This window comes from Candidatus Bathyarchaeota archaeon, from assembly GCA_026014465.1.
GTDB lineage: Archaea > Thermoproteota > Bathyarchaeia > Bathyarchaeales > Bathycorpusculaceae > JADGNF01.
In genome coordinates this window covers 1,388,409-1,401,947 of the sequence record JAOZID010000010.1, presented here as the reverse complement: position 1 = coordinate 1,401,947, position 13,539 = coordinate 1,388,409, and the positions used below count along the sequence as shown (strand labels likewise).

The window sequence follows — 13,539 nt, the reverse complement described above, 5'->3', positions numbered from 1 at the left end:
CGAAATCATACTCTTTAAATATTTTGCCGCCAATACTGTCTTTGGTGGAGAGAGTGCATAAGAGACGTGCAGTAACCATTTTGCTGTTCCCAGTTTTTGCTGCAATCTTTCTTGCAGGCTGGGTTCTTTACTCGCTATCAGAACCAAAAGCAGCAAAGAACATTGCTTCCGCCAAAAGAGAGTTTGCAACAGAAAAAGCAGCAGAACAAAACTGCCTTAAGATGGGGTTAACTGCCGAATTAACCCAAGACGAAATCACAGCCAAATAACCTGTTGCTACGCCGCCCCCTAATTCCCCAAGGCTTTTTCTTCAACCAAAAAAGACTCCATGACTTTTAACTGAAAATGTACTAAAAACTCATAAACAACCCCTTTCACTACCCACTGCATAAGGGGAATTCATATAGGCTGCGGTGTCTTTGGCGCAATAAATTTCGAAAAACAACCGGTTTTCCCATACGTGTATTGGGGTCTTCGCGCACAAAACCACAGGGGGCATCAATCCCACGGCTTCCTAACGTATCACGAAGGGAAATTTCACGGCTACAAAAACTTAGATTTAGTGCCTAAACTAAAATCAAGCGCCATCAACGAATGGTTTGGGCGATTACCAGGGAACATAGGAATAGCCAACGTGAGGTACACCACGTCAGGCAAATGTGATGAGCAATCCATCGTGCAGGGCACACAGCCCATGACGGCGGAATCAGACGGTATTAAAATCGCGGTTTCTTTTAACGGCAACATAGTTAACACGCAACAAATACGCCAAGAACTCGCCGACAGCTTCCAAGACTTCGTATCCAGCTGCGACTCAGATCTGGTCTGCAACAAACTTCTCTTAGAACTCACCAAAGGCAAAACCTTACCCGAAGCCGCCAAAACTGTCATGCAAAGCCTAGACGGCGCATTCTCTGTCATAGGCATAACTGGCGAGGGTACGTTTTTTGCTTTCAAAGATCCCCACGGCATAAAACCGCTCTGTGCAGGACACAGCCCAGATGGCAAAACCCGCGTGTTTTCCTCTGAAACCGTAAGCTTGGACATAAACGGGTTTGAACGAGACTTTGAACTCGAAGCAGGAGAACTCGTAGTAGCCACCCAAGACGGCTTTAAACGCCAGCAGCTTATCGAGAAACCCAAAAAAGCGTTCTGCGCATTTGAATTCGCATACTTTGCCCGCCCCGACTCACGCTTTGACGGCAAATACGTCTATGAAATCCGAGAGGACTTTGGCAGAAACATCGTAAATGAGCACCCCGAAATCATCAAGGACTCAGACATCGTATTGTCGGTGCCTGAAACAGGCGATGACCCCGCCATGGGCGTGCACGAAGCGTCAGGTTTGCGTTGGGAACGCGCCAGTCGCAGACACCGCTACGTCACCGAACGCGCGTTTATCTTGCTAAACAGTGAACGCTGCTCCACCATAGACCGCAAAGTCAACGTACTCGCACCCAAAGTCAAAGACAAACGAGTCATCATAACCGAAGACAGCGTCGTACGAGGCGACACAACCAAAGTCGTCATCGAGAAGCTGCGCAGGTTTGGCGCCAAAAAAGTTTACATGTTCGTCACTTTCCCCAGAATCATCGGTCCTTGTTTCTACGGAATTGACATGTCCACCTACGGGCAGCTAATTGGCTCCAAACATACTGAAGAGGAAATCGCCAAAATCATAGGCGCCGACGCCATCTGCTACCAAAAAGTTGACGATTTAGTTAAAGCTACAGGCTGCAAAAAAGACGAACTCTGCTTAGCTTGTGTCACAGGCAAATACCCCACTCCGTTAGCGCAGAAAATGGCAGATGAAATGAAAAAGAAGTTCCTCGAAGGCTACCAAGAGAAAAACCGCATCTACGAAGAAGACACCTGCAACTAAACCTAACCTTCGCGTGATGTGGGAAACAATTTAAACGCTTACGCCAATTCTCTACAAACGGTGTGTTAGATGGAGAAAACAGGCGTACTTGTTGTTTCTTATGGTGCCCGCGAAGCCGCCATGGTCGACGCTCTAAGCAAAAGCCCAAACTACAAAGTGGAACTCTACGTAGCCGATAAGCAACGTAACCCGTTTAACGTAGAAAAAGCCGCCAAACACGTAGTCATTCCAGATTTGAACGTTCAGGATATTTGCAGTTTTGCGAAAGCCAACAAAGCAAACATAGACTTCGCCGTGGTGGGACCAGAAAAACCCATCATTGAAGGCGCACGCGACCTTATCGAAGCCCAAACGGGCATACCTGTTATTTGTCCTAAACAGTCCTGCGCCATAGAAGTTAGCAAAGTTGAGCAGCGCCTGCTGTTTGAGGAAATTGCGCCTGAAGCCAACCCAAAATTCAAAGTTTTCAACCCCCAAGATTACAAGAGCACCCAAGACGCAAAAACCGCAGTTTACAAATGGCTCGACGAGCTAAACAACCAAGCGGTGGTAAAGCCCGACAAGCCAACTGCAGGCAAGGGTGTGGGTGTTTGGGGAGACCACTTCAACACACGCGAACAACTTTTTGAACATTTCATGTCCAACTTCCAATACGGCACCGTGCTTATCGAAGAGAAAATTGACGGAGAAGAATCCAGTTACATGGCGTTTAGCGACGGCAAACATTTAGCTCCGTTGCCTGCTACGCGCGACCACAAACGTGCGTTTGACGACGACAAAGGACCTAACACAGGCGGCATGGGCAGCTACAAAGACACAGGCGACGTTTTGCCGTTCATGACCAAGGCAGATCGCGAAAACCAACTAGAAATTGCGCAGCGCATCTTTGAGAAGTGGGCACAGAAAATCCAAGACCCAACCGCCCTACGCGGCGTACCCCTGTACTTAGCGTTTATGCATACACGCACGGGAGCGAAGATTTTGGAGAACAACAGCCGCCCTGGCGACCCTGAAATCATCAACATCTTGCCCGTGCTTAAAGACGACTTCGTGGATGTCTGCTACAAGATGGTAGAGGGCAACCTAAACCGCGTCCAAGTCAAAGACGTAGCAACTGTTTTGACGTACAAGGTTCCACCCAGCTACGGCGGCTACGCACAAGTTTACCCCGACCGCATAAACCCCGCACAGGCACAGACGCCCGTGGATTTGTCAGGCGCATACGAGTTAAGCCGCAAATACGGCGAACGCATCCAAGTTTACCCAGGCTCCATGGAACTCAAAGACAACCAAACCTACGCACTAAAATCCCGAGTGGTAGGTGTTTTGGGCATTGGCGAATCCATTGAGGAGGCTAGGCAAATCAGCTTGGAAGGTATAGGCGCTATTAAGGGTGGGGATTTGTGGAGCCGAAGCGATGTCGCCTCTGAACAGGGCATTGCACAAAGCATTGCACACATGAAGCAGCTAAGGGGCTAAAGCTTTGAAACACGTTTTCGTATCCGACTGCGAAGGCCCCATATCTAAAAACGACAACGCCTTCGAACTAACTGCCCAGTTCGTTCCCAAGGGCGATAAGCTTTTTTCGGTTATAAGCCGCTATGATGATGTGCTCGCTGACGTGCTAAAAAAGCCGGTGTACAACGCGGGAGATACGTTAAAGCTTGTTTTGCCGTTTCTAAGAGCGTTTGATGTTTCGGATGAGATGATGCAGGAATTCTCTGCCAAGACGCTGCGGCTGATTTTGGGCAGCAAAGAAACCCTGCAGCATATTCAGTGTTTGTCGGAAGCGTTCATCGTCAGCACCAGCTACGAACATTACATCAAAGCCCTTTGCAAATGCGTAGAGCTACCCTTTGAAAACACGTACTGCACCAAACTTTCCATGAACAACTACCACGTGCCCCAACACGAAAAAACCACGCTCAAAACCTTAGCCAAAGAAATCGCAGCCATGCCCCTCCCAACCATTCCAAACGGCGCAAAAAGCATAGAGGATTTTTCAGGGCAAGACCAAACAAATCTTAGTCGCCTTGACCAAATCTTTTGGGAGGAAATCGCGTCCATGAGTTGTGGAGAAATCGTCTCAGAGGTCACGGCTGTTGGGGGAGACCAGAAAGCGCAGGCGATTTGTGATGTAGTAACAAGGTTGGGCGTTGCGTTTTCGGGAGTCATGTACGTGGGGGATAGCATAACTGATGTCCAAGCTCTACAGTTGGTTAGGGAGAATGGGGGGTTGGCAGTTTCGTTTAATGGCAACGGGTACGCGGTGGAGAACGCGCAGGTTGCGGTGCAGTCGGAGAGCAGCGTGGTTACGGCGGTTTTGGCAGATGTTTTTCTTAAGCATGGAACAGAGCAGGCGTTGGATTTGGCGGCGAACTGGAACCGCGAAACCTTGGAAAACTGCATTGCAGACCCCACCACAACAAAGCAGCTATTTAGACTGTATCCTGAAGCGTTGCCCAAAGTTCAAATAGTTACAGAGGAAAATATGAGTCAGTTGTCTTTTGAAAGCAACGCGTTTAGGAAAAAAGTACGAGGCGAAGCAGTTGGGATGCTTGGGTAAACCTGCCGTGGTTGAGGACACGTTTGCAGAAGCGTTTGAAGGCATATTTTGCAGAGTAATCATAACCGCAGACGACCAAGAGACAGTTGTGGCAGCGGCTCAGGATGCAACGGCTACTCCCAGTGTGGTTATTGGCAGGGTCGAGGGCGGCGTAGAACGCTACCTCACGGCAAAAGGGACTCCTGATAATCGGGTAGGCGCGGTAGTGCAGTTTTGGGCAGAAATCAACCCCAACAAACCCTTTGCAGACGGACTTGCCAAGTTTGAGAAAGAGTTATCGTACCGTATTCGCCAAGACATTTTGGTAAAACCCTTCACAGCAGTTTACGACTTCCTACCGCAGGCAGAGGGTAAGCTGGATATGATGGATCGTGTGGGACACTGCGGTGACGGCTACGAGTGGACGGAAAAGCGCGGGGGCAGAGAAGTTATTGTGGTTCCGCTTATGGTTCCCGACTTTGTAATTGAACGCTACATCGGCTACGCCCAAGGCGTAACAGGCGGAAACTTTTGGATACTATGCCAAACCAAAACCGCAGTCAAAGAAGCCTCCGCGAAAGCCTTAGAAGCCATTAACCAAGTTGAAGGCGTAATAACCCCCTTTGATGTTTGCTCGGCAGGCTCCAAACCCCAAACCCATTACCCACAAATTGGACCCACCACCAACCACCCTTACTGCCCCACCCTCAAACCAAAACTTGGAGCAGAATCCAAAGTACCCCAGGGCGTTAACTATATTCCTGAAATCGTTGTAAACGGCGTTTCCATGCGAGCCGTTCAAACCGCCATGAAAAAGGGCATACAAGCCGCCGCAGAGGTGGAGGGTGTTGTTGGGATTTCAGCGGGGAATTATGAGGGGAAATTAGGAAAGTATAAAATTAATCTCTGTGATTTATTTGCATGACTGGTCTGGATTTTGTGGGTTTTGGCGCCCTTAATGTGGATAAGCTCTTTCAGGTTAACCGTATAGCCCACGCGGAAGATGAGAGTTACATCAAAACCCGCAGCGTAAACTGTGGGGGCTCTGCAGCTAACACCGCCGTTGGATTAGCAAGATTAGGCTGCAAAACGGGTTTTATCGGCAAAGTGGGCGGGGATAAAGAGGGCAAACTGCTTGTGGAAGATTTCTGCAAAGAAGGCGTAGACACCCAAGGCATCATCCACGCCAAATACGGCGAAAGCGGAACCGTCATGGGATTCGTAGACGACCAAGGACAACGCGCACTTTACATTCACTCAGGCGTAAACGACGCCTTAGCCATAGAAGAAATCAGCAAAGACTACGCCGCCAACGCAAGGTTCTTGCATTTAACCTCGTTTGTAGGCGAAAAAAGCTTCCAAACCCAAAAAGACCTCCTCGAAACCCTCCCCCGAACCGTGAAGGTCAGCTTTGACCCTGGCGTTTTGTACGCGCAAAAAGGCAAAACCAAACTACAACCCATTCTGCAGCGAACGTATTTGATGATGCCAAACCGCTCTGAACTAAAACTCATAACAGGCGAGCAAGATCCCACCAAAGGAGCCGCGGCGCTGCTGGAGTTGGGCGTGCAAATCTGCGCGGTAAAACTGGGGGCAAATGGCTGCTACATAACAGACGGAAAACAAACCCACACCATAGAACCCCACAAAGGAAGGCTTGTGGACACAACAGGCGCAGGCGACGCTTTTAACGCGGGCTTCATCTACGGCTTGCTAAATGGCAAAGACCTGTTGGAGTGTGGCAGAATCGGCAATTTCGTCGCGTCGCGCTGTGTCATGGAGTTAGGGGCAAGAACCAGCCTGCCTAACGCCAAAGCCTTAGAGCTTCTTAGATAACAAGTACTCCAAAACGCTCTCAAAGATCAGTTTGCCATCACCATACTGCGACATGTTTTGTTGAGCGGTCCAGTCGGGTTGTTGCCACCAGTACAGGGCACGTTCGGGGTGGGGCATTAATCCAAAGATGTTGCCTTCGCGGTTGCATATGCCTGCGATGTCGTTTAGGCTACCGTTGGGGTTTTGGGGGTACTTGTCGTTTGCTGCGGAGCCGTCTTTGTTGCAGTAACGCAAAACCACCATATCCTCATCGTATAGCCGTTGCAGCAGCTGTTGCTCTTTTTCTTTAGAGAATAGGAAGCGACCTTCTCCGTGGGCTATGGGCATACGCAGCACCTTCTTGGGGGGGATTTTGCTGGTGAAAACGCATTTGCTGTGGTTTTCGTTTTTCAGGTAAACCCATTCACATTTGAAGCCCTGAGGAATGTTGGCTGCCAACGAAGCCTGCGTAACCCCGCTTTGCGCGTCAAACCCTGGAAGCAAACCCTCTTCAACAAGAATCTGAAAGCCATTGCATATGCCCAGTATGGGGCGGTTGTCTTCAAGGAAGCTGCGCAGCTCTTTGCCGAGTTTTGCGGTGAGCATGCGAGCAAATATCGCGCCAGAACGCACGTAGTCGCCGTAGCTAAAGCCGCCAGGAAAAACCAGTGCGTGGTAATCTAGCAGGTTGGGGTTTTTGACGAGTTCGTTGAGGTGTCGGATTTCTGCGTGAACGCCCAGTTCGGTGAAGGCGCGTTTGGTTTCCGCATCACAGTTAGTTCCACCCACCCGCATAACTAATACTTTGATTTCTTCAAGCTTCACTTTTAGGCCTCCACGTTTAGGGTTTGTTTCCACGCCGCCCGCAAATCCGCCACAGAAACATCCACTACGGTTTTGCCTTGGAGCCCAGCTATTACTATGCGGGGGGTTTGGGTGACTTTGCCGATTGGGGCGTGGGGTGTGTTTTTCATGATTTTTTCAAAGTCCGCTTGGTTTTGGGGGGCGACCTCGACAAGGAAGCGGCTGTTGGATTCGGAGAACAGCAAGAAGTCGTCGCGGCTGATTTTGTCGTGGGGGGCTTTGGTGAGGTCTAGTTGGGCGCCGTGTTTGCTTGCGAGCGCCATTTCGGCTGCTGCGATTGCTAAGCCGCCTTCTGAGAGGTCATGACATGCTTTGACTGCTCCTTGGGTTATGGCTTTGGTTAGGGCTTTGTAGGTTTTCTTAGCCTTGGCGGCGCGCAGTTTAGGTACGGATTTGCCTAGGAAGCCGTGGAGTTTGTAGTATTCAGAGCCGCCCAGCTCACTGTAAGTTTTGCCCACCACGTAGAGCAAATCAGCGGGCTCTTTAAGCTCCATAGAAACCGCAGAGCGCACGTCAGAGACGATACCAACAGCAGTTATGAGCAACGTAGGAGTTACAGGTCCCATGGGAGATTCGTTGTAGAGGCTATCTTTGCCTGAGATGAACGGGGTTTTGAAAGCCATGGCAGTGTCGTAGCAAGCTTCACAGGCGCGAACCAAAGAACCCAACCGTTCAGGCTTCTCAGGGTTACCCCAAACAAAATTATCCAAAATCGCAATTCGACCCCCACCCACAGCCACGTTATTTCGCACAGCTTCGTCTATCGCAGAGGCTGCCATCCAGTACGGGTCAATCTTGCCGTAGTTAGGATTCATGCCACACGAAATAGAGACACCCTTCCACGAGTTGTTAAGCGGCTTGATGATGGCGGCGTCGTTGGGTCCTGCATACTCGCCTTGCAAAGGTTTGAGCGCGGTGTTGCCTTTGACTTCGTGGTCGTAGCTGCGCACTACAGCTTCCTTACTGGCGATATTAGGAGCAGAGAGCAGTTGCATCAGGGTTTGGGTCAGGTCTTTAGGTTGGGGAATGTGGGGTTCTTTGAGGTCTGGTTTTTGGATGCGGGCGGTTTTGGTGCTCTCAAAAGTTTGGAACAGGAATTTCATGTCCATATCCGCAACGGTTACGCCTTCAAAGCGCAGGTGCAAACGCTTTTGCTTGGTGAGGGTTCCGATGGCGGTTGCTTGCACGTTTTCTTTTTCAAAAACCTCCAAGACTTTTTCCAGGTTTTCTGGGGGCACGGTTATGAGCATGCGTTCTTGCGATTCGGAAATGTAGATTTCCCACGGCGCGAGCCCCGCATACTTTAGGGGTACTTTGTCTAAATCTACGACCACACCGCATCCGTATCGGTCTGCGGTTTCTCCTACTGCCGAGGACATGCCGCCTCCGCCTAGGTCTGTTGTTGCTGAAGCGAGTTCACGGTCGCGGATTTCCATCATGGCGCGTTTTACTTTTTCTTCTTCAATGGGGTCGGCGATTTGCACAGCAGGTCGGCTGATTTCTTCGGATTTTTCAGTGAGCTCGGCTGAGGCAAAGGTTACGCCGTGGATGCCGTCGCGTCCTGTTTTGCCGCCTACGACCATGAGGATGTGTCCTGCTTGGGCTTCTTTCTTGAATTTCTTGAGCGGGAGTAAGCCGATGCAGCCGCAGTAAACTACCACGTTGCCAGTGTAGGATTCATCAAAATAGATGGCGCCGTTCACGGTTGGGATGCCCATGTTGTTTCCGTAAGCGCCAATGCCTGCGGTGACTCCCATGTAGATGTATTTTGGGTGTTTTACGCCTGCGGGTAATTTTTTGTAATCGTAATTTAGGGGTCCAAAGCCTAAGACGTCGGTGCATGCGATGGGGTCTGCCCAAACGCCAAGGACGTCGCGTATTACGCCGCCTACACCTGTTGCTGCGCCTCCAAACGGCTCTACGGCGGAGGGGTGGTTGTGGGTTTCGACTTTGGCGGCTATGGCGTAGCCTTTGTCGAATTCTATAATACCCGCGTTGTCTTCAAAGACGCTTACACACCATGACGGGTCTAATTGTTTGGTGGCTTTGGCTATGTAAGTTTTGAAAAGGCTGTTGATTTGTTTGCCGTCGTCGAGGAGGATTTTGCCTTTGAAGGTTTTGTGGCAGCAGTGTTCACTCCAAGTCTGCGCGATTATTTCAAGTTCCACGTCGGTGGGGTTGCGGTTTTGTGATTTAAAGTACGCTTGTGCCTGCTGCATCTCAACTAAACTTAGACCTAAAGCCAACTCGCCGCTTAGCGTTTGCAACTGCGTATCCGTTGCGTCTTGGATGGCGGCTTCATGCAGCCTAAACGGGGCGTCTTTGCGGGGGCGAAGGCTCATTTTTGCTCCTCTACAACAATTGAGTAATTGTCCTTTGTGGGATTTGCTAAAAGCCGCTTAGCCATCTCTTCTGCTTTGGCTTGCGCGTCAGCTTGGGTTTGGGCGGTTAGGGTTACGGTGTAGGCTTTGCTGACGTTGACGGCTTCTGTTTTGTAGCCCAGTTCCTTAAGTAGGCGCTGTGTGGTTTCGCCTTCAGGGTCAGTGTGTCCAGGTTTGAGGCTGACTTCGATTTTGGCGCAGTATTTCATGCTTAAATGTAAAAACGTGGAGATTTAAACGCTTCCGCAACTAACTTGGCAAAGCCTACGCAAGAGATAGCTTCTTGTCCGCGTGTTTTATGGTAACTTGGGGCGTGTTGGTTATGGCGCCGATTTGCTCGGCTTGTTCGCCTGCCTGCTCAAACGCATCCAAGATGGCGTCTTTCTCGTTTTTGTCCACTATAACCGCGAAACCCCAGCCCATGTTGAAGGTCTTGAACATCTCCTCATCAGTTATGCTATAACCAAGCTCCAACGCAGTTTTCTGCATAAGATTGAAGATGGGTTGTGGGTGGAAATTGTTGAATTCAAAGCCGATGCCCGGTGAGTACGCGGTGAGGTTGTTGAATTTGAGGTAAGAGTCGCCTGTTATGTGTATGGCGGCTTTGATTTTGGCGGCGGCTGCGGCTTTGAGGAAGGGTTTTACGTAGATTTTGGTGGGTTCAAGCGTTTCCTCGACCACGCTGCGACCCAATTCTTCGGGGACTTGGTTGGGTTGGTATTTGCCTCCCCAAGCTTTGAAGAGGATTTTTCGGGCTAGGGTTATGCCGTTACTGTGCAGACCGCTGCTGGGTAAACCGATGATTGAGTCGCCTGGACGTATGTCGCATCCGGTGATGATGTTTTCTTTTTTGACTTCTCCGATGCTAGCAACTATCATGTCAAATCCTGCGCCTTCTTTGATGCCGTTGATGATTTCTGCGACATCTCCAATTTCGCCGCTAACCACGGGGCACAGGGACTGTTTGGCGCCTTCGGTTATGCCCTGCAACCATTGGTGTACGAGTTGGGGGTTGCTGGCTTGTGCGTGGATGTTATCCGATATCGCCAGCGGTGTTGCTCCTGAGCGTATGACATCGTTTACTGCCATTGCCACGGCGTCTACGCCTATGCTGTCATATCGGTTGGCAAGCTGTGCTAGAAGAACTTTGGTGCCCACGCCTTCTATGGTCAAATCCAAATAGGTCTTGTCTGAGAACTGGAAGATGTTGCTGTAGGGCAGATGCATTACGGAGCCAAAACGGTTAAACCCGTAGGTTTCCTGCAGCATGTTGAGGGCTTTTTTGGATTCGTGGCGTTGTTGGCGGTTTACGCCTGCATCCGTGTAGGTAAAGTTTTTTGTCATTGCCTGTTTTTTCCTTGAAGTGAGTTTTCTGTTAAAGGTTGTTGATAATCATTTTGTTAAAAAACTACTTTTTTCGGTCTCTTTCCGCTTTACACGCAGGGCAGTATTTTGCTTTCAAGAAGAAGTATTTCCTGACATTAAATATGTGGTCGCTGCATACTTGGCGACCGCAGGAATCACATATGTAATTGTCTTTAGAACAGGTTATTTTCCCGCATTCAGCACAAACAAATTTGCCTAATCGAAAATCACCATAGCAACACATGCAAGACTGTGGATAAGGGTCAACTTCAGACGATTTTTCTAAGCGGAGTAAATCAGGGGGAAGAACATTCAATTCAGAATCGTCATCAAGTACAGATAAAACATACTTTTTGTTTATGATTGAGGATACAACAATCCATAACGGAATGTAAACCTGCTTAATACCCAAAATTGTAATATCTTTATGTTTAGGCTTACATTGTTTTTCATAGTGGTGGTTATTACCGCCAACATAAACCACATCCTCAGTTTGTGCTATAGAAACTTTTTCTTTTGCGTCTGTTTCGATGTCGTCAATAGAGTTCTTAAAATCATTTTTTTCTAAATTGAGTTCTTCAGTAGGGAGAGTAAAAGGGGAAATGTTTAGTTCATCCAAATTTTCAGTTATTTTGGGAGGCAGTATTTTTTCGTCATCTGAAAGAAAGAGAGTGAAATCACCGTTTATTTCATGTATTACGCCCACAGATGTAGAAAAAGTGGCGTCTATAGAATAACTAATCATAAAGGAGGGAACCAATGATAATTTTATGGTATCAATTGTTATTTCCCCCTCGAATTGTGTTAGATTATTTCTAAGGAAAGAAAGAGTATCTGTTTTGACTTGCGAGACAGGTGCTATAGGAAAAGTGTAGTAAGTCTGTTCATAGTCTTTAGTGGTATTCAAACCAGTTTTGATGCTGAGGGCAACCAGTTTTTGAGAGTCTAAAAGCTCAACACCTACAGTTTCTGCGAATTTTATTGCTTGTCGGCTAAACCGTCCAGAAGTAATAATCAAACCCTTGTCTAACTCAGGTGTTGCAACAACTGTTGAGTGATGGATTTTAACTGCAGAAAGACCCACAGTTCCACGTGGTTGATGTTTGGATTCAACAAGATACTTAATCACCCCACCAATATTTGTCGCTTTTTCCATAGTTAAATCCACAGATTTAACAGCTGTATCAGAACCCACTTTAATGTTAACGTACCCAAGCTTTGTGAAAAGAGCTACAATAAATTCTTGGAACTCATCGGAATCCAAGTTATCCAGAGAGAAACCTTTCACATGTTTAACGGTCAACACTTCCTATGCATAATCACATAGATTTTCTAAAATTTAAAATATTCAGATAGAACAGAAACAAAAAACAGAACCCACGCGGTGTAGCAAAAGCGTTGGGCTCAACAAAAGGTTTACGCCTGCGTTTGTGTAGGTAAAGTTTTTGGGCACGCTTAGTTTTCTCCTGCTTATGTTCTTTGGGGTTGGTGTTGATAACGATTTTGTTTTTGGCTAAAGATGAAGGGGTTTTGGATGTGAATTTCGTGGTTGGATGTAACATTGTTTTCGAAATATGAAAAAAATCGTCAGGTTTTTCGAAACATAACATTATTTATCACAGAAGAAGTGTTAAATGCAATAATCACGTGGTGATTCTTAGGAAGGAGATAGGCAAGGAAAAGTATAATGAACAAAACAAAGACAGTAGTGTTTACGCTTCTGTCAATAATGACAATCGTTTTGGGTCTTGGAATCAGCACCGCTGCAGCAAGCCCATTAACAGGACATGAAGACGAATTCACCAACTCAACCCTACAGCCATTCTGGACATTTGTTAACCCTTCAGGCCTTGGTTCATACAACTTAACTGACAAACCCACATGGTTAACCATAACAGCACCAGGCAACCAATACATCGCATTATCTCAAAAATCAAACTTTGATGCACCCAGAATTCTTCAAAACGTCACAGGCGACTTCATTGCAACTACCAACGTAACTGGAAACTTTGACCAAGATGGTTTTCGCGCAGGATTACTCGTATGGGGAGACCAAGACAATTACTTGCGTTTTGAAAAATGGGGAAGAGACAAACTCTTGCTTTACGGATACCTAAACGGCTTTGAAAACAACAAACACGTATCCACAACCAGCTGCGATATGCTTTACTTAAAACTGGAGAAATTCGGCAGCACAGTAACAGCAAGCTACAGCTATAACGAAATCTCATGGATTACCATTTACTCCTACACCCTTAACACCGTAGACCCCGTCGAAGTCGGATTGTTTGCCATAAACGTTGGCAGCGCCACTTTCAACGCTGAATTTGACTACTTCCACATATGCCCCAACAGCCCATTTGTCGTACCAGAATACCCCTTAGGACCCATAGCCATCCCACTAGCCATAGCAGCCGCGGTACTTATCCGCAAACAAACAAGTAAACAAAAAACCAACTAAGCCCCAAGCTTAGTAACACAACTTTAATTTTTTTCAACTCCATTTTTACCCAGACCACTCTATTTAGGAGCTAAACGGCTAAAAGTTTAAGTTCCAAAAACGGTCTATTTGTTAGCCACGCGGTCGTAGTCTAGTTCGGCAGGACTCCAGCCTCCCACGCTGACAACCCGGGTTCAAATCCCGGCGACCGCACCACACCAACCTTGCACTTTCTGTTTCTTGTAGA

General features: G+C 48.0%; 12 protein-coding genes and 1 tRNA gene. 8 read left to right on the top strand and 5 right to left on the bottom strand.

Translation table 11 applies throughout. From position 1 onward, the window contains the following. Positions 1-53 precede the first annotated feature (53 nt). The 6 genes from NWF04_09405 to NWF04_09380 all read left to right on the top strand — a co-directional run bounded on the left by NWF04_09405 (position 54) and on the right by NWF04_09380 (position 6,263). The gene (locus tag NWF04_09405; GenBank protein MCW4006787.1) at positions 54-269 is read left to right on the top strand and encodes a hypothetical protein; all 216 of its coding nucleotides are present in this window, start codon (positions 54-56) and stop codon (positions 267-269) included. 191 nt (positions 270-460) lie between these two features. Further along, a complete protein-coding gene (locus NWF04_09400; GenBank protein ID MCW4006786.1) occupies positions 461-1,882 on the top strand; it encodes an amidophosphoribosyltransferase in 1,422 nt (473 codons plus the stop codon). A gap of 69 nt (positions 1,883-1,951) precedes the next feature. Next, the gene (locus tag NWF04_09395; protein ID MCW4006785.1) at positions 1,952-3,361 is read left to right on the top strand and encodes a hypothetical protein; all 1,410 of its coding nucleotides are present in this window, start codon (positions 1,952-1,954) and stop codon (positions 3,359-3,361) included. Between the two features lie 4 nt (positions 3,362-3,365). Further along, positions 3,366-4,448, top strand: coding sequence for an HAD hydrolase family protein (locus NWF04_09390; GenBank protein ID MCW4006784.1), 1,083 nt, complete (start codon positions 3,366-3,368; stop codon positions 4,446-4,448). Then, positions 4,441-5,352 (top strand): formylmethanofuran--tetrahydromethanopterin N-formyltransferase, encoded by a 912-nt coding sequence (locus NWF04_09385; GenBank protein MCW4006783.1) that lies wholly within the window; start codon positions 4,441-4,443, stop codon positions 5,350-5,352. Before NWF04_09390 ends, NWF04_09385 begins: the two co-directional genes overlap by 8 nt. Then, positions 5,349-6,263 (top strand): carbohydrate kinase family protein, encoded by a 915-nt coding sequence (locus NWF04_09380; protein MCW4006782.1) that lies wholly within the window; start codon positions 5,349-5,351, stop codon positions 6,261-6,263. The genes NWF04_09385 and NWF04_09380 overlap by 4 nt, the downstream gene beginning before the upstream one ends. Here NWF04_09380 and purQ read toward each other — a convergent pair. The 5 genes from purQ to NWF04_09355 all read right to left on the bottom strand — a co-directional run bounded on the left by purQ (position 6,246) and on the right by NWF04_09355 (position 12,158). Further along, the gene (gene purQ, locus NWF04_09375; GenBank protein ID MCW4006781.1) at positions 6,246-7,067 is read right to left on the bottom strand and encodes a phosphoribosylformylglycinamidine synthase I; all 822 of its coding nucleotides are present in this window, start codon (positions 7,065-7,067) and stop codon (positions 6,246-6,248) included. The two genes, NWF04_09380 and purQ, sit on opposite strands and share 18 nt — an antisense overlap. A gap of 2 nt (positions 7,068-7,069) precedes the next feature. After that, complete coding sequence (purL, locus tag NWF04_09370) at positions 7,070-9,448, bottom strand: phosphoribosylformylglycinamidine synthase subunit PurL (protein ID MCW4006780.1); 2,379 nt, start codon at positions 9,446-9,448, stop codon at positions 7,070-7,072. Next, positions 9,445-9,696 carry a phosphoribosylformylglycinamidine synthase subunit PurS gene (gene purS, locus NWF04_09365; protein MCW4006779.1) on the bottom strand — a complete coding sequence of 84 codons (252 nt, stop codon included), beginning with the start codon at positions 9,694-9,696 and terminating at the stop codon, positions 9,445-9,447. The genes purL and purS overlap by 4 nt, the downstream gene beginning before the upstream one ends. A 55-nt stretch (positions 9,697-9,751) precedes the next feature. After that, the gene (gene purM, locus NWF04_09360; protein MCW4006778.1) at positions 9,752-10,831 is read right to left on the bottom strand and encodes a phosphoribosylformylglycinamidine cyclo-ligase; all 1,080 of its coding nucleotides are present in this window, start codon (positions 10,829-10,831) and stop codon (positions 9,752-9,754) included. 64 nt (positions 10,832-10,895) lie between these two features. Further along, positions 10,896-12,158, bottom strand: coding sequence for a restriction endonuclease (locus NWF04_09355; protein MCW4006777.1), 1,263 nt, complete (start codon positions 12,156-12,158; stop codon positions 10,896-10,898). Between the two features lie 381 nt (positions 12,159-12,539). Here NWF04_09355 and NWF04_09350 point away from each other — a divergent pair, with 381 nt between their 5' ends. After that, positions 12,540-13,313, top strand: coding sequence for a DUF1349 domain-containing protein (locus NWF04_09350; GenBank protein MCW4006776.1), 774 nt, complete (start codon positions 12,540-12,542; stop codon positions 13,311-13,313). 119 nt (positions 13,314-13,432) lie between these two features. Continuing rightward, positions 13,433-13,508 (top strand) — tRNA-Gly (locus tag NWF04_09345). The last annotated feature ends 31 nt before the right edge of the window (positions 13,509-13,539 follow it).